Source organism: Streptomyces nigra, assembly GCF_003074055.1.
Classification (GTDB): Bacteria; Actinomycetota; Actinomycetes; order Streptomycetales; family Streptomycetaceae; genus Streptomyces; species Streptomyces nigra.
The window spans coordinates 3,136,563-3,157,199 of the sequence record NZ_CP029043.1 but is presented as its reverse complement, the minus strand read 5'-3'; the positions used below and the strand labels follow the sequence as shown (position 1 = coordinate 3,157,199).

Sequence of the window (20,637 nt, the reverse complement as noted above, 5' to 3'; positions counted from 1 at the left end):
TCGGACAGCGTCCAGTGTGCCGGTAAAGTGCCCGGGTGCTGACTGTGACCTCTGTGAATGTGAACGGGCTCCGGGCCGCCGCGAAGAAGGGCTTCGTGGAGTGGCTGGCCGCGACCGACGCCGATGTGGTGTGCCTCCAGGAGGTCCGGGCCGAGCCTCAGCAGCTGCCCGAGCACGTCCGTGCCCCCGAGGGCTGGCACGTCCTGCACGCACCCGCCGCCGCCAAGGGTCGCGCCGGCGTCTCCCTCTACACACGCCGGGAACCCGACCGGGTGCGGGTCGGCTTCGGCTCGACCGAGTTCGACGCCAGTGGCCGCTACGCGGAGGTCGACCTGCCGGGTGTGACGATCGCCTCCCTCTACCTCCCCTCGGGCGAGGTCGGCACCGAGCGGCAGGACGAGAAGTACCGCTTCATGACCGAGTTCCTGGCCCACCTCAAGGACCTGCGCGAACGCGCCGCCGCCGACGGCCGCGAGGTCCTGGTCTGCGGCGACTGGAACATCGCGCACGACAGGGCCGACCTGAAGAACTGGCGCGGCAACCAGAAGAGCTCCGGCTTCCTCCCCGAGGAACGCGCCTGGCTGACCCGTGTGTTCGACCCGGCGGAGGGCGGCTACGTCGACGTGGTCCGCGCCCTGCATCCGGACGTGGACGGACCGTACTCGTGGTGGTCGTACCGGGGGCGGGCGTTCGATAACGACACAGGATGGAGGATCGACCTCCATGCCGCGACGCGGGGGCTCGCGGGGCGGGCGCTCAAGGCGTACGTCGAGCGGGCCGCCACCCACGGTGAGCGCTGGTCGGACCACGCGCCCGTCACGGTGGTCTACGGGAGCTAAGGGCTGTCCCGTCAGGGACAGCCCTTAGTCGCTCTGCTTGCGCAGTCTGCGGTCCAGGGCCAGGGAGAGTTCGGCCTCGACGACGCTGCGGGCCAGGGGGCGCAGGCGGGGGAGGTCGGACTCGTCGGCGTGGCGCAGGACCAGGTCGGCGAACATGTCGGCCATGGCGTCGACGTGTTCGCGGACGCGGCGGCCGGCGGTGAGGACCTCGGCTAGGGGGATGCCCTCGCGGACGAGGGCCGAGGAGACGTCGAGCAGGCGGCGGCTGATGTGGACGATCTCGTCGCCGTCGGTGCCGAGGTAGCCGAGGTCGAGGGCGGCGGCGAGGTTCTCGGGGGTGACCTGGCCCTCGAAGCGGGCGGCGAGTTCCTCGGGGGTGAGGCGGACGGGCTCCTCCTCGGTGGGGGTGACGCCGAGGACGTCGGCGACGTCGCGGCCGTGGTCGAGGGCCTCGGCGAGTTCGGCGATGCCGGTGAGGGTGTGGCCGCGTTCCAGGAGGGCCGCGATGGTGCGCAGGCGGGCCAGGTGGTGGTCGTCGTACCAGGCGATACGGCCCTCGCGGCGGGGCGGCGGGATGAGCTTGCGTTCGCGGTAGAAGCGCAGGGTGCGGACCGTGATGCCGGCCAGCCGGGCCAGCTCCTCCATGCGGTACTCACGCTTCTCGGTCACTGGGGCACCTTAGTTCGTACCGTGGGTAACTTTCGTGGGCCGCCCCCTACCGGTCGGTACGCGGCTGCTCTACGCTCCCCACCATGCCAGTGTTCACTGGCATGGTTCCGGTGGAGCAGGGAGGCACACGCATGGCCGAACGCGAACATGTGCGGGTCGCGGTGGTCGGGTCCGGGTTCGGCGGGCTGGGAGCGGCCGTACGGCTGCGGCGCGAGGGCGTCACGGACTTCGTCGTCCTGGAGCGCGCCGGCAGCGTCGGCGGCACCTGGCGGGACAACAGCTATCCGGGCTGCGCCTGCGACGTTCCGTCCCATCTGTACTCCTTCTCGTTCGCGCCCAACCCGGACTGGCCGCGCACCTTCTCCGGGCAGGAGCACATCCGCGCCTATCTGGAGCACGTCACCGACACCTTCGGGCTGCGGCCGCACATCCGCTTCGACACCGAGGTGAAGCGGATGACGTGGAACGGCGAGCGGCTGTGCTGGGACATCGAGACCAGCCGGGGCGAGCTCTCCGCCGATCTCGTCGTCTCCGCCACCGGGCCGCTGTCCGACCCGAAGATCCCCGAGATCCCGGGTCTGGCCTCGTTCCCCGGCAAGGTGTTCCACTCGGCGCGCTGGGACCACGACTACGACCTGCGCGGCAAGCGCGTCGCGATGGTCGGCACGGGCGCGTCCGCCATCCAGATCGTGCCGTCGATCCAGCCCGAGGTGGAGCGGCTCACCCTCTTCCAGCGGACCCCGCCGTGGGTGATGCCGCGCATGGACCGGGCCGTCAGCGGGGTGGAGCGCTCGCTGCACCGGGCACTGCCGTTCACCAGCCGGCTGCGCCGGGGGGTGCTGTGGGGCATCCGGGAGCTCCAGGTGCAGGCGTTCACCAAGCATCCGAACGAGCTGGGCTTCATCGAGGGGCTGGCCAAGCGGAACATGGGCCGGGCGATCAAGGACCCGGAGTTGCGGGCCAAGCTGACCCCTGACTACCGCATCGGCTGCAAGCGGATCCTGCTGAGCAGCTCGTACTACCCGGCGCTCGCCCAGCCCAACGTGGATGTCGTCGCCGGCGGGCTCAGTGAGATCAGGGGCTCGACGCTCGTGGCCGCCGACGGCAGCGAGGCCGAGGTCGACGCGATCGTGTTCGGCACCGGGTTCCACGTCACCGACATGCCCATCGCCGAGCGGGTGGTCGGTGCGGAGGGCAAGACGCTCGCCGAGACGTGGAAGGGCGGGATGGAGGCGCTGCGCGGCGCGTCCGCCGCCGGGTTCCCGAACTGGATGACCATCATCGGGCCCAACACGGGCCTGGGGAACTCGTCGATGATCCTGATGATCGAGTCCCAGCTGAACTACATGGCGGACTTCGTGCGCCAACTCGACGTCCTGGGCGGGCGGGTGGCGCTGGACGCCAGGCCGAGCGCGGTGCACGCCTGGAACCGCCGGGTGCAGCAGCGGATGGCGCGGACGGTGTGGAACACGGGCGGCTGCACCAGCTGGTATTTGGACGCGCAGGGCCGCAACACCACCATCTGGCCGGGGACGACCGCGGAGTTCCGGCGGGCGACCCGCCGGGTGGATCTCGCGGAGTACGCCGTCGTACGGCCCGCGGAGCCGGAGCGCGCGCAGAGCGGCGAGAGCGCGGAGGTGTCCGCGTGAGCCGCGCGACGAGTGTCGCCGAGGGGCCGTACGCCCCGCCCGTGCCCGTCAGGGAGCTGACGGTGGAGTCCGCCGACGGGGCGCGGCTGCATGTGGAGGTGCACGGCCCGGAGGGCGCGCCGGCCGTCGTCCTCGCGCACGGCTGGACCTGCTCGACGGCCTTCTGGGCGGCGCAGATCCGCGCCCTGGCCGTGGACCACCGGGTCGTCGCCTATGACCAGCGCGGTCACGGGCGCAGCCCGGCCGCCGCGGTGTGCAGCACGGACGGGCTCGCGGACGACCTGGAAGCCGTTCTGAAGGCCACGCTCGCCCCCGGCGAGAGGGCCGTCATAGCCGGGCACTCGATGGGTGGGATGACGGTGATGGCCGCAGCCGCCCGCCCGGCCTTCCGGGAGCACGCGGCCGCCGTCCTGCTGTGCAGCACGGGCGCGTCCCGGCTGGTCGCCGAGTCGACGGTGCTGCCGTTGCGGGCGGGCCGGCTGCGGACCTGGCTGACCGGGCGGCTGCTCGGGTCGCGGGCGCCGCTCGGCCCGGTCACGGCGGCCGCCCGGGCGGTCCTGAAGTACGCGACGATGGGCCCGCGTTCGGCTCCCGAGATGGTCGAGGCGTGCGCGCGGATCGTGCACGCCTGCCCGCGGACCGTGCGGCACGCCTGGTCGCGGGTGCTGTCCCTGCTCGATCTCGGCCACGGCATACGGGAGTTGACGGTCCCGGCGGCGGTGGTCGTCGGTACGGCCGATCGGCTCACTCCGCCGGTGCACGCCCGCTCGCTGGCCGAGGCGCTGCCGAACTGTGTCGGCGTGACCGAGCTTCCGGGGCTCGGCCACATGACGCCCATCGAGGCGCCCGAGCTGGTCACCGGGAAGATACGCGAACTCGTCACGACGTACACGCAGGTCAAGGAGGGTGCATGAGCAGGGTGAGCCTTGAGGGCCAGGTCGCCGTCGTCACCGGTGCGGCGCGCGGGGTCGGTGAGCTGCTCGCGCGCAAGCTGTCCGCGCGGGGCGCGTCGGTGGCGCTGGTGGGGCTGGAGCGGGACGCGCTCAAGCAGGTCTCCGAGCGGCTGCACGGCGACAGCGACCACTGGTACGCGGACGTCACCGACCACGAGGCGATGGCGCGGGTCGCTCAGGAGGTCAAGGAGCGGTTCGGGAAGGTCGACATCGTGGTCGCCAACGCCGGTGTGGCGACCGGGGGGCCGTTCGTCGAGTCCGACCCGGAGTCCTGGCGGCGGGTCATCGAGGTCAATCTGATCGGGTCGGCGGTGACGGCGCGGGCCTTCCTGCCGGTGCTGATGGAGAGCCGCGGGTATCTGCTGCAGATCGCCTCGCTCGCCGCGATCACGCCGGCGCCGATGATGACGGCGTACTGCGCGTCCAAGTCCGGTGTGGAGGCGTACGCGCACAGTCTGCGGGCCGAAGTCGGCTACAAGGGCGTGCGGGTGGGCGTCGGCTATCTGTCGTGGACGGACACCGACATGGTGCGCGGCGCCGACCAGCACGATGTGATGCGGGAGTTGAGGCAGCGGCTGCCGTGGCCGTCGAACAAGACGTATCCGCTGGGCCCGGCGGTGGACCGGATCGTGGCCGGGATCGAGCGGCGCTCCAGCCATGTGTACGGGCAGTGGTGGCTGCGCGGGATGCAGGGGGTGCGCGGGTATCTGCCGGCGCTCATCGGGACGGTCGGGCAGCGGGAGATGCGGCGGTTCGCGGACCGGCTCGACGGCATGCGGACGGGCCTGGTCGGGGCGGGCGGCGCGGCCGACGAGGAGGCGAGGACTACACGGCGTGACTGATCGACATGCGCAGGGTTATCGCCCGTGTGAATCTGGTCGAGGCCCCAGCGAGGGGCCGATCCGACCCACTACGGGAGTGAACCCACATGGGCATGAAGGACCAGTTCAAGGAGAAGTCCGAGCAGCTCCAGGAGCGTGCGCGCCAGCACGGGCAGCAGGAGCGCCGTCCGCAGGAGCAGCCGGAGCGGGGCCGTCCGCCGCAGCGCCCGCAGCGTGACGAGGAGCCCGAGCGCATGCGTGAGCGTGAGGAAGACGAGCGCTTCGACCTCGACTACGACCGGTAGTCCGTCGGTTCGCTGAAACGCGGGGTGCCCCCGGCTCTGGTGGGTGCCCCGCGTTCGCGTGCACGGCCTGGGAGCGCACGGCCTACGAAGCCGGCCGCGGCGGGAGCTTCGGACGGGACCGGTCCGGTACGTGGGAGTAGTCCGGGGGTGTCGCCGCCGGGTGGGACTCCAGGAGTTCCAGGGCGAGTTCGACGGCGTCGGCGAGCTGGGCGTGACGGCCCTCCGCCCAGTCCAGGGGGGTGCGCAGGACCTCGACGTCGGGGGCGACTCCCTTGTTCTCGACGGACCAGCCGTAGGCGTCGAACCAGGCCGCGTTCATCGGCACGGTGATCACCGTCCCGTCGCCGAGCCGGTGACGGCCCGTCATGCCGACGACCCCGCCCCAGGTGCGCTGCCCGACGACCGGTCCGAGGCGCAGCAGCTTGAACGCGGCGGTGATCATGTCGCCGTCGGAGGACGTCGCCTCGTCGGCGAGGGCGACGATCGGGCCGCGGGGCGCGTCGGAGGCGTACGACACCGGCTGGGCGTTGCGGGTGAGGTCCCAGCCGAGGATGGTCCGGGTCAGCTTCTCCACGACGAGCTCGCTGATGTGGCCGCCCGCGTTGCCGCGCACGTCCACGATGAGCGTGGGCCGGGACATCTCCATGCGCAGGTCCCGGTTGAACTGCGCCCAGCCCGAGCCGCCGAGGTCGGGGATGTGCAGATAGCCGCAGCGTCCGCCGCTGAGTTCCCGTACGACGGCCCGGCGTTTGGTGACCCAGTCCTGGTAGCGCAGCGGGCGTTCGTCGACGAGGGGGACGACGGCGACGCGGCGCGCGCGGCCCGCGACGCCCTCGGCCGGGGTGAAGGTCAGCTCCACCGTGGTGCCGCCGGCTCCGGCGAGCAGCGGGTACGGCCCGGTGTGGGGGTCGACGGGGCGGCCGTCGACATGGGTGAGCACGGCGCCCTCGCGGATGCCGGTGCCGGCCAGCGGGGAGCGGGCCTTGGAGTCGGAGGAGTCGCCGGGCAGGATGCGCCGGACCGCCCAGCCGTTCTCACGGCGTACGAGGTTGGCGCCGAGCAGGCCCTGGCGGCGCTGGTAGTGCGGTGGGCCCTCGTTGCGGCGGGCGGCCGTGACATAGGCGTGGGAGGTGCCGAGCTCGCCCAGCACCTCGCGGAGCAGGTCGGCGAACTCGTCGGGGGTGGCGACGCGTTCGACGAGCGGGCGGTACTGGTCGAGGACGGCGTCCCAGTCGATGCCGCACATGCCGGGGTCCCAGAAGTACGCCCGGGTCAGCCGTCCGGCCTCGGCGTACGCCTGCCGCCACTCCGCGGCCGGGTCGACCTCGTGCAGGATGCGGCGGGTGTCGATCCACACCGTGCTGTCGCTGTCGCCGGACTCGCCGGCGGGGACGGCCCGCAGGTCGCCCTCGTCGACGACGACGAGCCGGGTGCCGTCGCCGCTGACCGCGAACCAGTCGAGGTGGTCGACCAGTTCGGTCTTCTTCGCCTTGCCGATGGAGAAGTGCTCCAGGGTGGGGCGGCCGGTCATGTCGTCGGGGTTGGCGAAGGTCTCGCCGAGCGCGCCCGAGATCGGCCAGCGCAGCCACACCAGTCCGCCGCCGGAGACCGGGTGCAGCGCCGAGTACTTGGAGGCGGTCACCGGGAACGGGGTGACACGGCTGGCGAGGCCCTCGGTCTCCACGGTCGTCGTGCCGGGGTCGCCGCCCTCGTCGTCGGCCAGCGGGTCCAGGCCCCCGGCGGCGGGCCGGCCCTCCGGGGTCAGGGCGAACGGGGAGGGGGTGGCCGAGGAGAGCGGGACCAGGTAGGGGCGGCAGCCCAGCGGGAAGGACAGGTCGCCGGTGTGCACGTCGTAGACCGGGTCGAAGCCCCGCCAGGACAGGAACGCGAGATAGCGGCCGTCGCGGGTGAAGACCGGGTTCTCGTCCTCGAAGCGGCCGTCGGTGACGTCGACGATCAGCCGGTCCTTCATCCGGGCCAGCTTGATCTGGCGCAGGGTGCGGCCGATACCGGGGTGCGACCAGGTCAGCCAGCCGCCGTCGGGGGAGAAGGCGAGGTCGCGCACGGGTCCGTTCACGGACCGGATGAGCTCGGTGACCTCCCCGTTGGAGTCCTCGGTCGCGTCGAGGAGGAGCAGCCGGCCGTCGTGGGCGGCGATCGCGAGCCGTTCGCCGCGGGGGTCGGCGACCATCTCCAGGACCCGGCCCAGCTCGCCGGAGGCCAGCCGGCGCGGCTCCCGGTCGCCGGTGGCCCGGGGCAGACAGGCGATCTCGACGGCGTCCTCGCCGTCCGCGTCGGTGACGTAGGCGACCTGGCCGACGGAGCCCAGCATCTCCGGGAGGCGGACCCGTACGCCCGGGGTGTCGGTGATGGTGCGGGCGGGGCCGTCGCGATGGGTCAGCCAGTACAGGCTGCCCCGGACGACGACGGCGCTCGCGCGACCCGTCTCGTCCACGGAGACGCCGTCGACGTGCTGGGCGGCCGGCACCTGGTAGGGGCGGCGGCCCGCCGCCGGGCCGCTGAGCCGTACGTCGAGCCGGCGGGGTTCGGAGCCGGCCGCGAGGTCGTCCACGATCCACAGGTCGCCCGCGCACTGGTACACCACGCGGGTGCCGTCGCTCGCCGCGTGCCGGGCGTAGAAGGCGTCGTGGTCGGTGTGCCGGAGGAGGTCGGAGCCGTCGTGGGCGCAGGAGTAGAGGTTGCCGACGCCCTCGTGGTCGGAGAGGAAGGCGATGCGGTCGCCGACGAACATCGGGGAGTGCAGATGGCCGTCGAGGCCTTCGAGCAGCCGTCGGCAGTGCAGCCAGAGCCGGCCGGTGGCGCCGCCGCGGTACCGCTTCCAGTACGCCGGTTCGTGCGGTGGGGTGCCGGTGAGCAGCAGGGTGCGGCGCTCGCCGTCGAAGTCGGCGACCTGGATGTCGGAGCAGGGGCCCCAGGGGAGCTTGCGGCCGGGCTCGCCGTCGGGGCGTACCTGGTAGGCGAACGTGTAGTGGGAGAAGGGCTCGCCGTGGGAGGCGACGGCGAGGATCACCCCGTCCGGCGTCCAGCCGCAGACCTGGGTGTCGGCGGAGCCCCAGTGGGTGAGCCGGGTGGTGGCGCCGCCGTCGACGGGGACGAGGTGGATCTCGGGGACGAGGGTGCGCCAGCTCGTGTACGCGATGTGCCGGCCGCCGGGGGAGAAGCGGGGGTGGCCGGTCTTGGCGCGGTCCACGGTGAGGCGCCAGGCTCGGCCCGGGGCGTCGAGGGGGGCCAGCCACAGGTCGTCCTCGGCCACGAAACACAGCAGGTCGCCGCTCAGATGCGGTAGGCGCAGGTAGCTCACCTCCCCATGCTTCGCCCGGGGACTGGAGGGGGCAACTCGTGACATACCGGCCATCCGGAGCCGCACGATGGCCGAAAGGAGCGCGTGCCCCAGAACACGAACGAAACCGTTTCGTTTCGTTAGGGCGGTGCGCTATCGTCTTAGGTGTACGAAACCGTATCGTTCGGAGGAGAGGGGTGGCAGCGATGACCGAGGTGTCCACGACACGGCGCTCCCGCATCACCCCCGAGCGCGAGGCCGAGCTGTACGCGGCCGTGCTCGAACTCCTCCGGGAGGTCGGCTACGACGCCCTCACCATGGACGCCGTGGCCGCCCGCACCCGGTCCAGCAAGGCGACGCTCTACCGCCAGTGGGGCGGCAAGCCGGAGCTGGTGGTCAAGGCGATCCGGCACAACAAGCCAGGCAACGTCTCCGAGATCGACACCGGGTCCCTGCGGGGCGACCTGCACGCCCTGACGTCCCAGGAGGACGACTGCACCATGCAGCAGAACGCCGCGCTGATGCGGGGTCTGTTCATGGCGGTGCACAACAACCCCGACCTCCTGCAGGCGTTCAAGGAACTCCTCATCGAACCCGAGATGGAGGAGTTCCGGCGGATCCTGCAGCGGGCCGTCGAGCGCGGCGAGGTCCGCCCCGACCGCCCGGCGCTCGACTACGTCGTGCACATGCTGATCGGCGCCTTCGCCACCCGGTCCCTGATCGACGACCGGCCGCCGACGAAGGCCTTCCTCACGTCCTACATCGACGCCGTCGTCCTCCCCGCCCTCGGCGTCCCCGTCAGCTGACGAGCCCTCCCCACGCAAGCCCTTACCTGACGTAACCGCTCACGTCGTCGGGCTGATCACCCCTGCCCAGAACCAACCCACGACCTGACCGGGAGACGCCCTCGTGGCCACGTTCCTGTACAAACTCGGCCGGCTCGCCTTCAGGCGACGCCATTTCGTCGCCCTCATCTGGGTCGCGCTGCTCGCCGTCGCCGGCGTCGGCGCGGCCACCGCCCCGAGCGCGGGCAGCACGTCCTTCTCGATCCCCGGCACCGAGGCGCAGAAGGCCTTCGACCTGCTGGACGAACGGTTCCCCGGGATGAGCGCCGACGGCGCCACCGCCCGGGTCGTCTTCAAGGCGCCGGACGGCCGGAAGATGACGGACGCCGGCAGCAAGGCGGCCGTGGAGGACACCGTCCGGGAGCTGTCCGACGGCTCCGAGGTCGCCTCCGTCGCCGACCCGTACACCGCGAACGCCGTCAGCAAGGACGGCACGACCGCGTACGCCTCCGTGAAGTACAAGGTCTCCGGCATGGAGCTGGAGGACACCTCGCGCGAGGCACTCGAGGACGCCGCGCAGCACGCCCGTGACGCCGGACTGACCGTCGAGGTCGGCGGTGACGCCCTCCAGACGACCCCCGAGACCGGGGCCACCGAGGTCATCGGCATCGCGATCGCCGCGGTCGTCCTCGTCATCACCTTCGGCTCCCTGATAGCGGCCGGGCTCCCGCTGCTGACCGCCCTGATCGGCGTCGGCATCGGCATCTCCACGATCACCGCCCTGGCGAGCGCGCTGGAGCTGGGCTCCACGACCTCGACCCTGGCGACGATGATCGGCCTCGCCGTCGGCATCGACTACGCCCTGTTCATCGTCTCCCGCTACCGGGCCGAACTCGCCGAGGGCCGCGACCGCGAGGAGGCCGCCGGACGGGCCGTGGGCACCGCCGGATCCGCCGTGGTCTTCGCCGGACTGACCGTCGTCATCGCCCTGGTCGGCCTGTCCGTCGTCAACATCCCGATGCTCAGCAAGATGGGCATCGCCGCCGCCGGTACCGTCGTCATCGCGGTCCTGATCGCCCTGACGATGATCCCCGCGCTGCTCGGCTACGCCGGCCGCAGGGTCCGGCCCGCCGGTGCCAAGAGCCGCTGGATGGGCGGCCGGCGCGCCGAGCGCAAGGCCGCCGCCGGCACCGCCAAGCCCAACATGGGCACCCGCTGGGCGAGTTTCGTCGTCCGCCGCCCGGTCGCCGTGCTGCTGCTCGGAGTGCTCGGCCTCGGCGCCGCCGCCGTCCCCGCGACCTCCCTGGAGCTCGGCCTCGGCGACGACGGCTCGCAGCCGACGTCCACCACCCAGCGCCGCGCCTACGACCTGCTCTCCGACGGCTTCGGACCCGGCTTCAACGGACCGCTGATGGTCGTGGTCGACGCCCGCGGCACCGACGACCCGAAGGCCGTCTTCGGCGACGTCGGCAACACCATCGAGCGGCTGGACGACGTGGCCACGGTGACGCCGGCCGCGCCCAACAAGGCCGGCGACACCGCCACCATCACCGTCATCCCGAACGCCAAGCCGTCGTCGGTCACCACCGAGGACCTGGTGCACTCCATCCGCGACGAGGGCGCCCGCATCCAGGCCGACACCGGCTCGACCGTCCTGGTCACCGGCTCGACCGCGATGAACATCGACGTCTCGCAGAAGCTGAACGACGCCCTGCTGCCGTATCTGGCGCTGGTGGTCGGCCTGGCCTTCCTGCTGCTGATCGTGGTGTTCCGCTCGGTCCTCGTCCCGCTCAAGGCCGCCCTCGGGTTCCTGCTGAGCGTGCTCGCCGCCCTCGGCGCGGTCGTCGCGGTCTTCCAGTGGGGCTGGTTCGCGGGCCTGCTCGGCGTCGAGGAGACCGGACCGGTCATGTCGATGATGCCGATCTTCATGGTCGGCGTGGTGTTCGGCCTCGCCATGGACTACGAGGTGTTCCTCGTGACCCGGATGCGCGAGGCGTACGTCCACGGCGAGAAGCCGAGCCAGGCCGTCGTCACCGGCTTCCGGCACGGCGCCCGGGTCGTCACCGCCGCCGCGGTGATCATGATGGCGGTCTTCGCCGGGTTCATCGGCTCCAGCGAGTCCATGGTCAAGATGATCGGCTTCGGCCTGGCGATCGCGGTGTTCTTCGACGCCTTCGTCGTCCGCATGGCCATCGTCCCGGCCGTCCTCGCCCTGCTCGGCAAGCGGGCCTGGTGGCTGCCGAAGTGGCTGGACCGCGCCCTGCCCAACGTGGACGTGGAGGGCGAGGGCCTGCGCACCCCCGAGGACGGCAAGGACACCGACCCCGACGCGGACCGCGCGCCCGCCCTCGTCTGACACGCGGGCGGCCGACCGGGACCGGCCGGTGAGGGCTCCGTGGGGACGGGGCGCCCTCACCGGCCTTCCGCCGTGCCGGTCCGGACCGCGAAACGTCCTCGCGTGGCCCGTACACGCACCGCTAGCGTGCCGTGCATGACGACGACCGACAACCCGGGCTCCGGAGCCCACCCCCGATTCGCCGAGGCCCTGCACGAACTGGGCCTCGGCGAACTGCTGCCCCGCGTCCGCCGCTTCCCGGACGCCACCCGCACCGCCGCCGAGGCCGCCGCCGCGATCGGCTGCGAACTCAGCGAGATCTGCAAGTCGCTGATCTTCGCCGCCGACGGCGTCCCCGTCCTGGTGCTCATGGACGGCGCCTCCCGGGTCGACCTCGAACGGGTGCGGCAGGAACTCGGCGCCGGGAAGGTCACCCGCGCCAAGGCCGACGTCGTCCGCGAGACCACCGGGTACGTCATCGGGGGCGTGCCGCCCTTCGGGCACCGCACCCGCACCCGGGTCCTCCCCGACCGGTCGCTGCTGGAGCACGACGTGGTGTGGGCCGCCGCCGGGGACCCGCACACCGTCTTCCCCATCGGGCCCAAGGACCTGATCACCCACGCCGGAGCCGCCCTCGTCGACGTGCGCGAGCAGTGACGCCCCTGGTCGCCGGCGCCGTCCTGCTCGCCGCCGTCACCCACGCCGGCTGGAACGCCATCGCGCACCGCATCACCGACAAGCTCGTCGGGTTCACCCTCATCGCGGGCGGCGGGGTGCTCATCGGGATCGCCCTGATGCCCTTCGGGACGTTCCCGGCGGCGGGCGCCTGGCCGTATCTGCTGGCGTCGGCGGTCGTCCACGTCCTGTACTTCGCGCTGCTGATGACGTCCTTCCGGCTCGGTGACTTCGGGCAGGCCTACCCGCTCGCCCGGGGCACCGCGCCGCTCGTGGTCGCCGTCCTCGCCGCCGTCTTCGCCCACGAGGTGCCGGACGGCTGGGCGGCCACCGGGATCGCCCTGTCCTGCGCGGGCCTGACCGGGGTCGCCCTGTGGGGGCTGCGCGGGCGCCGGCCGGACTGGGCCGCGATCGGCGCCGCCCTCGCCACCGGGCTGAGCATCGCCGCGTACACCGTGCTCGACGGGCTCGGTGTCCGCGCGTCCGGGTCGTCCCTCGGCTACATCGCCTGGCTGATGACGCTCGAAGGGCTGGTCATCCCGGCGTACGCGCTGTGGCGCCGGCGGGGCTCGGCCCTGGCCGTGCTGCGCCCGTACGCGGGGCTGGGACTGCTCGGCGCGGCCCTGTCCGTCACCGCGTACGCCCTGGTCCTGTGGGCGCAGACCCGGGCCGCACTCGCGCCGGTCGCGGCGCTGCGCGAGTCCTCCATCATCGTCGGCGCCGCCATCGGGGCCGTCTTCTTCAAGGAGCGCTTCGGGGCGCCGCGTATCGCGGCCGCGTTCCTGCTGGTCGCCGGGATCGGGCTGATGCTGCACACCGGGTGACTCGGCGGGAGGGATCAGTGCCGGCCCGTGATCCCCGACAGGTCACGGACCGTCACGCTGTTGCGGTCCGCGACCGAGCGGCCCAGCGAGTGGTGCGGCCACAGGCCCCCGGCCACGCGCCGGCTGCGCTCGCTCCAAAGACGGGCCGCCAGGGCGCCCGCCTTGTAGTGGTTCAGGGCGAAGCCGCCGGAGTGGACGCGCAGCAGGGTGAAGCCGCCCGGGTACTCCTTGGCCGCCGCGACCTCCTGCTGGGTGACATGCGGGGCGCGCGCCAGCACCGTCCGCTTGTTGCGGTGCGTGTGGCCGGCGTGGTGCAGGAAGACGCCCGGGGCGTCCGCGTAGGCGTCGAGGACGGAACCGGCCTGCCGGCGGTCCAGGCAGTGCCCGCGCGTCACCGGGAACAGCGAGTCCCGCACGGTCAGCGGATGATGCCCGAACACCAGCGTCGGCTGGTCCGGCTGCTCCCTCAACCGCTGCTGGAACCAAGCCAGTTGCTCCCGGCCGAGGCCGCCCGCGTCCGCGCCGTTGCCCGTCCTGACATAGGTGTCGAGGCCGACGACCCGCAGGCCGCCGAGGTCGCGTGCGAACCAGCCGGGGCCGTCGCCGTCCACGAACGCGGTGGCGAAGGTGCCCTCCTCGGAACGGTCGTGATTGCCGCGTACGACGAAGTAGTCCCGCCCGCGCGTGCCGAACCCGTCGAGGATGCGCCGGGCCTCGGCGAGGTCGTGCGCCGCACCGCCGGCCGAGATGTCGCCCCCGGCGAGCAGCACGTCGGCGCCGCGTCGCCGGGCCTCCTCGACCAGCGCCCGGGACATGATCTCCGGATACGGCTCCCGGCCCGGCTGCTGGAGCACCCCGCGCAGCAGGGGCAGCCCGCCGACCAGACCGGCCGTGGTCTCGCCGAGGTGCAGGTCGTTGCAGAGCGCGATGGACAGCAGATGCCGGCCGGGCGGCGGCTGGGGGGTCGTGAACGAGTACGGCCCGCCGCGGGTGCCGAGCCCGAACGCCGAGGTGCCGACCGCGTTGCCGCGCACCAGGTGCAGCGAGGTCGGCGTCGCGGTGACCCCGCGCGAACGCGCCTGGTAGTAGTACGTCTGGCCCGGCTCCAGGCCCGTGAGCTCGACCTGGTGGTGGGCGGTGGGCGGGCCGCCGGACGCCACCCGGTTCAGCCGGGACGGGTGGGTGCCGTAGACGACCTCGCCCTCGGTGACGGCGGGCAGCGGGCGGCCCGCGCCGTCGTCGGTGCCGGGGACACCGGTGAACCAGGTGACGACCGCGCGGTCCTCGGTGAGCGTGACCAGTTCCAGATGGACGGCCGCCAGATCGTCGGGGTGCGCGGCGCGGGCGCGCCGGCGGGCCGTGGCCGCCGACCGCAGCAGGGCGGGGGCCAGCCGCGCCCCGGAGCGCAGCACCTCACCGGGGCCGGGCAGGGCCGACAGGGCGGCGAGAGCGGGGAGATGGGCGGAGAAGCAGCAGCGCATGGCCTCGGTGCGGCCCTGTGCGGGGGACGGGACGAGAGGCGCCGTCGGCGGGGCCAGAGCCGGTGCGCGACCCTCCCATGGAAGCAGGGCGGGAGCGCCTTCGGCGGTCCCTGTGCCGAGTGTCACCTGATCCCGAGTTGCCGGATGGACACCGGGTAAACGCGGGTCGGCTGGGGTGGACGTGGCGTCCGGATCGGGCCGTTCGACTGTCCGGGACCGGCCCCTCGGGCCGCCCGCCGCACTACGATCGTCCCGGCGGACGGTTCACCGAGGGGGCGGGCAGTGACGGCGCTGAGCGAGGGATCGGACGCGGGGGTCGGCGACCGGGAGCCCCTGCCTCCGGACCGGATCAAGCACCTCGAGTTCATCCAGGCCACCATCACGCGGATGGGCACCAACTCCTTCCTGGTGAAGGGCTGGGCGCTGACCCTGGCCGCCGGTCTGCTCGCGCTGTCCGCGAGCCGGCTGAGCTGGCACCTCGCGGCCGTCGGTGTGCTGCCGCTGCTGTGCTTCTGGTACCTCGACTGCTTCTTCCTGCGCCAGGAGCGGGCCTTCCGCCGCCTCTACGACGACGCCCGCCGCCCCGGCAGCACGGTCGAGCCGCTCTCCATGAACGTGGCGTCCTATCTGGGCACCATGCCCTGGCGGGAGGTCTGGGTCACGCCGACCCTGCTGCTGTTCTACTCGCCGCTGTTACTGGCCGACCTCGCGCTTCTCGTCCTCGCCCTCTGAGCCGGCGCGGGCGGCGTCCGCGACCCGGGCCGCGAGCGCGTCCGCGGCGGCGTCGTCGGCGAACCGGAAACCGGCGCCGGCGGCCGGCCACAGCCGTCCCATCGCGTCCCCGGCCCGGCGCGGCACCAGATGCACATGGGTGTGGAACACCGTCTGCGTGGCCGCCTCGCCCGCCGAGGAGACGACGTTCATGCCGTCCGGCGCGAGCACCGAGCGCAGCGCCCGGCCGACCCGCAGCACCGTCCGCATCAGATGCCGGGCCGTCGTGTCGTCCATCGCCCACAGGTCCGCCGAGTGCCGCCGGGGCACCACGAGCGTGTGACCGAGGGTGGCGGGCTCCAGCGGGAAGAACGCCACGGTGTGCGGGTCCTCGTGGACCAGCCGCGTCCCGGCGGTTCCGGCCGCGATCTCACAGAACACGCAGGGCTGTTCGTCCCCGGGCATGGGCTTTCCCCGTTCGTCGGCGGTGTGCGGTGGCGGCCACTGTACGACCGTCCCGCCCCGGCCCTTCTGGCGAGCCGGCCCGTGAAGGAGCACCCTGGAAGCAGGTCTTCCGGAGGTGATCGTCATGATGCACACCGCAGTGGGATGGCATGTCGAGATGGAGTTCATGGAGGACGACCAGCACACGCGCGCGGCCGCGCTGGTACGGCTCCCCGACGGCACCGAGGTACGCGGCCACGGGCATGCGACCCGGCACCACACCGACTCCTACCAGCCCCGGGTGGGGGAGGAGATCGCCGGCGCCCGCGCGCTGAACGAGCTGGCGACGCAGATGCTGAACAAGGCGCACAGCGAGATCGACGCCGCGTCGGGCCGCACCTCGCACCCGATCCACGTCTAGGTATCCAGAGAAGTCCTGATCGCCCGGATCAGCGCCTGCGCCCTCGGGTCCGCCGTCACCGTCCTGCGGAAGCCGTTCGTCACATAGCCGAAGGCGATGCCCGCCTCCGGGTCGGCGAAGCCGAGGGCGCCGCCGCGCCCGGGATGCCCGAACGAGCCGGGGCCCAGCAGCGGCGAGGCGGTGCCGTGCAGCATGTACCCCAGACCGAAACGGGTGTTGACGACCAGGACGCGGTCCGGGCCCGACGACTCCTCGGCGCGGGCCAGGTCCACCGTCGCCGGGTCGAACAGCCGCATCCCGTCGACCTCGCCGATCAGCGCCGCGTAGAAGCGGGCCAGCGCGTCGGCCGTCGCGATGCCGTTCGTGGCGGGGAGCGCGGCCGCGCGGTACGCGGGGTCGTTCTGGTCGGGGAAGGGGCTGATCGCGGCGAACGCGCGACGCGTGAGGGAGTCCGGATCCTTGTAGGCCGCGGTCACCGACCGCTTCGGCCGGGCCCGCAGCGCGCCCGTCGGCTCCGGCCCGTCCACCCGCCCGGTACGGCCGACCCGGCCGGCCGCCTCCTCCGGCAGCCCCAGCCACAGATCGAGCCCCAGCGGGCCCGCCACCTCCTCGGCGAGCCACTCGCCGGTCCAGCGGCCCGTCACCCGCCGCACCAGCCCGTCCAGCAGCCAGCCGTACGTCAGCGCGTGGTAGCCGTGCGCGGTGCCGGGCTCCCACACGGGGCGCTCCGCGGCGACCGCCGCCGGACCGCGTTCGGGGTCCAGGGCCTCCTCCGGGGTGAGCGGCACGTCGAGGACCGGCAGCCCGGCGCGATGGCCGAGGACGTGCCGGACCAGCAGCCGCTCCTTGCCGTGCGCCTTGAACTCCGGCCAGTACGCCGCCACCGGCGCGTCCAGGTCCAGTTCCCCGCGCCGGTGCAGCAGCAGGGCCACGGCAGCGGCGACCCCCTTGGTCGCCGAGCGCACGACCTGCGCGGTGCCGCGTTGCCACGGCTCGGTGCCGTCGACGTCCCGGGTGCCCGCCCACAGGTCGACGACCCGCCGCCCGTCGCGGTACACGGCGACGGCCGCGCCCCGCTCGCCGAGCCCGGTGAAGTTCCGCGCGAAGGCGTCCCTGACCGGCTCGAAGCCCTCGGCGACCGTGCCGTTCACATCCACGCGCGTGCTCCCTCGACGACCACCCGGCGCCCCCGTGGCGCCTGCGGTGTCCAGTCCAACATGGGTGCGCCACCTTCGATTCCGAAGTGTGGCCGACGTCTCGCGGGGAGGGCGGAGGTCAGGCGCCCGTGGGCACCGAGCGCGGGTCGAACCCGTACGGCAGCTCCAGGCGGTGGGCGCCCATCAGCGCGTCGTCGGCGAGGAGTTCACGGGTCGGGCCGTCCGCCGCGATCACGCCCTCGCTGAGGATCAGCGACCGGGGGCACAGCTCCAGCGCGTACGGCAGGTCGTGGGTGACCATGAGGACGGTGACGTCCAGGGAGCGCAGGATGTCGGCGAGTTCGCGGCGGGAGGCCGGGTCCAGGTTGGAGGACGGCTCGTCCAGGACGAGGATCTCCGGCTCCATCGCGAGCACCGTGGCGACCGCGACCCGGCGCCGCTGCCCGAACGACAGATGGTGCGGCGGGCGGTCCTTGAACTCCGCCATGCCGACCCGTTCCAGCGCCCGGTCGACACGGGCCTCCAGCTCCGCCCCCTTCAGCCCGGCGGCGGCCGGCCCGAACGCCACGTCCTCGCGGACCGTCGGCATGAACAGCTGGTCGTCCGGGTCCTGGAAGACGATCCCGACCCGGCGCCGGATCTCCGCCATGTGCTCCCGGCCCACGGGCAGCCCGGCGACCCGCACGCTGCCGGTGCCGCCGCTCAGGATGCCGTTGAGGTGCAGCACGAGAGTCGTCTTGCCGGCGCCGTTCGGGCCGAGCAGCGCGACCCGTTCGCCGCGCTCGATGGAGAAGTCGACGCCGAACAGGGCCTGATGCCCGTCGGGGTAGGCGAAGGCGAGGCCACAGACCTCGAGGGAAGCGGTCACAGGGTCCATCCCAGCAGACAGACGACGAGGGCGGAAAGCGGGAGGGTCAGGGCGTACGACCACTGCGCCCGCGACGCGGTGACCTCGTCGATCACCGGCATCGTCCCGGCGTACCCGCGGCTGACCATGGCCAGGTGGACGCGCTCGCCGCGTTCGTAGGAGCGGATGAACAGGGCGCCCGCCGACTTGGCGAGCACCCCCCAGTGCCGTACGCCCTTCGCCTCGAAGCCGCGGGACTCGCGTGCGATGCGCATCCGGCGCATCTCGTCGGCGATGACGTCGCCGTAGCGGACCATGAAGGACGCGATCTGCACGAGCAGCGGCGGCAGCTTCAGCCGCTGCAGGCCGAGCAGCAGCTCGCGCAGCTCGGTGGTGGAGGCGAGCAGCACCGACGCGGCGACCCCGAGGGTGCCCTTGGCCAGCACGTTCCAGGCGCCCCACAGGCCGCCGACGCTCAGCGACAGGCCCAGCACCTCGACGCGTTCGCCCTCCGCCACGAACGGCATGAGCACCGCGAACGCGACGAACGGCACCTCGATCAGCAGCCGCTTCAGCAGAAAGCCGGCGGGCACGCGCGCGACGTACGCGACGACGCCGAGCAGCACCGCGTACAGGCCGAACGCCCACATCGCCTCGCGCGGTGTGGACACCACGACGACGACGAACGCGAACGTCGCGGCCAGCTTGGTGTGCGGCGGCAGACCGTGCACGGGTGAGTGCCCGTGCCGGTACAGCCGGTGCGCGTGGCCCGCCCCCATGTCAGGCGCCGCTCGTGCTCGCCGGGGAGACCTCGGCGGGACCGGCGGTGCGGCGCCGGCGCACGGTCCAGAACACCGCGCTGCCCGCGACGACGGTGACCCCGACGCCGATCACGCCCGCGAGGCCGCCGGACAACCGGGCGTCGGTGACGTCCTTGACGCCGTAGTCGGCGAGCGGGGAGTCGGCGACGGCGTGGTCCTCGGCCTTCTTGTCGATGCCGTGGTCGGCGGCGACCTTCTCGAGGCCGTCGGGGCTGGCGGAGGCGTAGAAGCTGACGAAGCCGGCGAGGACCAGGGAGGTCACCAGGCCGACCGCCCACACCTTGCGCGGGGAGCGCGCGGCGACCGGGGCCGGCTCGGCGGCGGGCGCGTCGACGAGTTCGCCGTTGACCCGCAGCCTCAGCCGCTGCCGCAGATCACGGGCGCCGTACACCAGGTCGGGGCGTACGGCGACGACGGCGCCGACCGTCAGGGCGGTGATCGTGGCCTCGCCGAGGCCGATCAGGACGTGCACGCCGACCATGGCGGTCAGGACCTTGCCGAGGGAGACGTCGGTGGTGCCGCCGACCGCGAACATCAGGGTGAAGGCGAGCGCCGCCGCAGGGACGGACAGCAGGGCCGCGGCGAAGGAGGCGACGGTGATGGAGCGGCGGCCGCGCGGGAGCACCTTCACCAGGAGCCGGAAGACGGCGTAGGCGACGACGGTCGTGACGATCGCCATGTTGGTGATGTTCACGCCGAGCGCGGTCAGGCCGCCGTCCGCGAACAGGATGCCCTGCATGAGCAGGACGACGGACACGCACAACACGCCCGTATAGGGCCCGACCAGGATCGCCGCGAGGGCGCCGCCGAGCAGATGGCCGCTGGTGCCGGCCGCGACGGGGAAGTTGAGCATCTGGACGGCGAAGATGAACGCGGCGACCAGACCGGCGAGCGGGGCGGTGCGTTCGTCGAGCTCGCGCCGGGCACCGCGCAGGCTCACGGCGACCGCGGCCGCGGCGACCACGCCGGTCACGGCGGAGGTGGGGGCGTCTATGAATCCGTCAGGTACGTGCACCGTTCGATGATAGTGGCTTAATGCGAACGGTTCGCAAGAGCGAGGCAGTGTTCATTGCGGCCACGCTCGCCGTGGGGCGTCCGGGCATGATTCGGCCCACATCTGAGCCCGATCCGGCTACGACGAGCGGAATCGGGAAGATGTGCGACATTGGAGAAGGAGCGGAGGCAAGCCTTCGCACAGGTCACGCGTTGAGTTCACGCGGGTTAGGGGCCGTCCGATGTCCGTAGTCGAGCAGTACGCACGAGCCCACATCGTCACCGACGCCGACATCCAGGCCGCGGAGCAGGACGCCGTACCGGTCGTCCTGCGCTACGACCCCGACACCGATCCACGCGTGGTGCACATCCGGCTCCCCGGAGGCGACACCCACGACTGGACGTGCTCGCGCACCCTGTTGGAGCAGGGCCTGCGCGCCCCCGCCGGAAGCGGCGAGGTACGGGTCTGGCCGTGCGGCCGGGTGCAGGCCGTCGTCGAGTTCCACTCACCGGAGGGCGTCTCGGTCGTCCAGTTCGACACGAAGGCGCTGATGCGGTTCCTGCGGCGGACCTATCTGGCCGCCACGGAGCCCGTGCACAGCTGAG

20 protein-coding genes are annotated in these 20,637 nt (G+C 72.8%); 12 read left to right on the top strand and 8 right to left on the bottom strand.

What is annotated here, in order from left to right; translation table 11 throughout:
• Positions 1-35 precede the first annotated feature (35 nt).
• The gene (locus DC008_RS14430) at positions 36-839 is read left to right on the top strand and encodes an exodeoxyribonuclease III (RefSeq protein WP_108707339.1); all 804 of its coding nucleotides are present in this window, start codon (positions 36-38) and stop codon (positions 837-839) included.
• Between the two features lie 24 nt (positions 840-863).
• Here DC008_RS14430 and DC008_RS14425 read toward each other — a convergent pair whose 3' ends face one another.
• Positions 864-1,508, bottom strand: a complete 645-nt coding sequence (locus DC008_RS14425; RefSeq protein ID WP_108707338.1) for a MerR family transcriptional regulator — start codon at positions 1,506-1,508, stop codon at positions 864-866.
• 131 nt (positions 1,509-1,639) lie between these two features.
• Between DC008_RS14425 and DC008_RS14420 the strand changes: the two genes are divergently transcribed.
• The 4 genes from DC008_RS14420 (at position 1,640) to DC008_RS14405 (ending at position 5,236) form a co-directional block, all read left to right on the top strand.
• Positions 1,640-3,157, top strand: a complete 1,518-nt coding sequence (locus DC008_RS14420; RefSeq protein WP_108707337.1) for a flavin-containing monooxygenase — start codon at positions 1,640-1,642, stop codon at positions 3,155-3,157.
• On the top strand, positions 3,154-4,071 hold the full coding sequence (locus DC008_RS14415; RefSeq protein ID WP_108707336.1) for an alpha/beta fold hydrolase: 918 nt from the start codon (positions 3,154-3,156) through the stop codon (positions 4,069-4,071). Before DC008_RS14420 ends, DC008_RS14415 begins: the two co-directional genes overlap by 4 nt.
• Entirely contained in the window at positions 4,068-4,952 is an 885-nt protein-coding gene (locus DC008_RS14410) for an SDR family oxidoreductase (RefSeq protein WP_108707335.1), read from the top strand. Before DC008_RS14415 ends, DC008_RS14410 begins: the two co-directional genes overlap by 4 nt.
• A 92-nt stretch (positions 4,953-5,044) precedes the next feature.
• Positions 5,045-5,236: a hypothetical protein gene (locus DC008_RS14405; protein ID WP_338907719.1), complete on the top strand. Its 192-nt coding sequence runs from the start codon at positions 5,045-5,047 to the stop codon at positions 5,234-5,236.
• 82 nt (positions 5,237-5,318) lie between these two features.
• Here DC008_RS14405 and DC008_RS14400 read toward each other — a convergent pair whose 3' ends face one another.
• Positions 5,319-8,558 (bottom strand): S41 family peptidase, encoded by a 3,240-nt coding sequence (locus DC008_RS14400; protein WP_108707334.1) that lies wholly within the window; start codon positions 8,556-8,558, stop codon positions 5,319-5,321.
• A gap of 185 nt (positions 8,559-8,743) precedes the next feature.
• On the opposite strand from DC008_RS14400, the gene DC008_RS14395 reads away from it, so the two are divergent.
• The 4 genes from DC008_RS14395 (at position 8,744) to DC008_RS14380 (ending at position 13,156) form a co-directional block, all read left to right on the top strand.
• Positions 8,744-9,343, top strand: coding sequence for a TetR/AcrR family transcriptional regulator (locus DC008_RS14395; protein WP_055624875.1), 600 nt, complete (start codon positions 8,744-8,746; stop codon positions 9,341-9,343).
• 103 nt (positions 9,344-9,446) lie between these two features.
• The gene (locus tag DC008_RS14390; protein ID WP_108707333.1) at positions 9,447-11,678 is read left to right on the top strand and encodes an MMPL family transporter; all 2,232 of its coding nucleotides are present in this window, start codon (positions 9,447-9,449) and stop codon (positions 11,676-11,678) included.
• Between the two features lie 135 nt (positions 11,679-11,813).
• A complete protein-coding gene (locus DC008_RS14385) occupies positions 11,814-12,314 on the top strand; it encodes a YbaK/EbsC family protein (RefSeq protein ID WP_108707332.1) in 501 nt (166 codons plus the stop codon).
• A complete protein-coding gene (locus DC008_RS14380) occupies positions 12,311-13,156 on the top strand; it encodes an EamA family transporter (RefSeq protein ID WP_108707331.1) in 846 nt (281 codons plus the stop codon). Before DC008_RS14385 ends, DC008_RS14380 begins: the two co-directional genes overlap by 4 nt.
• 14 nt (positions 13,157-13,170) lie before the next feature.
• Here the strand turns inward: DC008_RS14380 and DC008_RS14375 are convergent, their stop codons facing one another.
• On the bottom strand, positions 13,171-14,637 hold the full coding sequence (locus DC008_RS14375) for a purple acid phosphatase family protein (protein WP_108707330.1): 1,467 nt from the start codon (positions 14,635-14,637) through the stop codon (positions 13,171-13,173).
• A 282-nt stretch (positions 14,638-14,919) separates the two neighbouring features.
• Between DC008_RS14375 and DC008_RS14370 the strand changes: the two genes are divergently transcribed.
• Entirely contained in the window at positions 14,920-15,369 is a 450-nt protein-coding gene (locus tag DC008_RS14370) for a hypothetical protein (RefSeq protein ID WP_108707329.1), read from the top strand.
• Here DC008_RS14370 and DC008_RS14365 read toward each other — a convergent pair.
• A complete protein-coding gene (locus tag DC008_RS14365) occupies positions 15,331-15,813 on the bottom strand; it encodes an HIT family protein (RefSeq protein WP_108707328.1) in 483 nt (160 codons plus the stop codon). The genes DC008_RS14370 and DC008_RS14365 overlap by 39 nt on opposite strands.
• A 124-nt stretch (positions 15,814-15,937) precedes the next feature.
• Here DC008_RS14365 and DC008_RS14360 point away from each other — a divergent pair, with 124 nt between their 5' ends.
• Complete coding sequence (locus DC008_RS14360; protein WP_108710689.1) at positions 15,938-16,213, top strand: DUF1876 domain-containing protein; 276 nt, start codon at positions 15,938-15,940, stop codon at positions 16,211-16,213.
• Here DC008_RS14360 and DC008_RS14355 read toward each other — a convergent pair.
• From DC008_RS14355 to DC008_RS14340, 4 genes are all read right to left on the bottom strand, one after another.
• Complete coding sequence (locus DC008_RS14355; protein ID WP_108707327.1) at positions 16,210-17,370, bottom strand: serine hydrolase domain-containing protein; 1,161 nt, start codon at positions 17,368-17,370, stop codon at positions 16,210-16,212. The two genes, DC008_RS14360 and DC008_RS14355, sit on opposite strands and share 4 nt — an antisense overlap.
• 118 nt (positions 17,371-17,488) lie before the next feature.
• Entirely contained in the window at positions 17,489-18,247 is a 759-nt protein-coding gene (locus DC008_RS14350) for an energy-coupling factor ABC transporter ATP-binding protein (RefSeq protein WP_108707326.1), read from the bottom strand.
• On the bottom strand, positions 18,235-18,996 hold the full coding sequence (gene cbiQ / locus DC008_RS14345; RefSeq protein WP_055624866.1) for a cobalt ECF transporter T component CbiQ: 762 nt from the start codon (positions 18,994-18,996) through the stop codon (positions 18,235-18,237). The genes DC008_RS14350 and cbiQ overlap by 13 nt, the downstream gene beginning before the upstream one ends.
• A 1-nt stretch (position 18,997) precedes the next feature.
• Positions 18,998-20,053, bottom strand: coding sequence for an energy-coupling factor ABC transporter permease (locus tag DC008_RS14340; RefSeq protein ID WP_108707325.1), 1,056 nt, complete (start codon positions 20,051-20,053; stop codon positions 18,998-19,000).
• 220 nt (positions 20,054-20,273) lie between these two features.
• Here DC008_RS14340 and DC008_RS14335 point away from each other — a divergent pair, with 220 nt between their 5' ends.
• Positions 20,274-20,636 (top strand): SsgA family sporulation/cell division regulator, encoded by a 363-nt coding sequence (locus DC008_RS14335; protein WP_055624864.1) that lies wholly within the window; start codon positions 20,274-20,276, stop codon positions 20,634-20,636.
• Position 20,637 lies beyond the last annotated feature (1 nt).

Excerpts from the sequence above, each read along its gene's own strand:
- DC008_RS14420 (WP_108707337.1), top strand. The coding sequence starts at position 1,640 with ATGGCCGAACGCGAACATGTGCGGGTCGCGGTGGTCGGGTCCGGGTTC.
- DC008_RS14410 (WP_108707335.1), top strand. The coding sequence starts at position 4,068 with ATGAGCAGGGTGAGCCTTGAGGGCCAGGTCGCCGTCGTCACCGGTGCG.
- DC008_RS14405 (WP_338907719.1), top strand. The coding sequence starts at position 5,045 with ATGAAGGACCAGTTCAAGGAGAAGTCCGAGCAGCTCCAGGAGCGTGCG.
- DC008_RS14395 (WP_055624875.1), top strand. The coding sequence starts at position 8,744 with ATGACCGAGGTGTCCACGACACGGCGCTCCCGCATCACCCCCGAGCGC.
- DC008_RS14385 (WP_108707332.1), top strand. The coding sequence starts at position 11,814 with ATGACGACGACCGACAACCCGGGCTCCGGAGCCCACCCCCGATTCGCC.
- DC008_RS14375 (WP_108707330.1), bottom strand. The coding sequence starts at position 14,637 with ATGCGCTGCTGCTTCTCCGCCCATCTCCCCGCTCTCGCCGCCCTGTCG.
- DC008_RS14365 (WP_108707328.1), bottom strand. The coding sequence starts at position 15,813 with ATGCCCGGGGACGAACAGCCCTGCGTGTTCTGTGAGATCGCGGCCGGA.
- DC008_RS14360 (WP_108710689.1), top strand. The coding sequence starts at position 15,938 with ATGATGCACACCGCAGTGGGATGGCATGTCGAGATGGAGTTCATGGAG.
- DC008_RS14350 (WP_108707326.1), bottom strand. The coding sequence starts at position 18,247 with ATGGACCCTGTGACCGCTTCCCTCGAGGTCTGTGGCCTCGCCTTCGCC.
- cbiQ (WP_055624866.1), bottom strand. The coding sequence starts at position 18,996 with ATGGGGGCGGGCCACGCGCACCGGCTGTACCGGCACGGGCACTCACCC.
- DC008_RS14335 (WP_055624864.1), top strand. The coding sequence starts at position 20,274 with ATGTCCGTAGTCGAGCAGTACGCACGAGCCCACATCGTCACCGACGCC.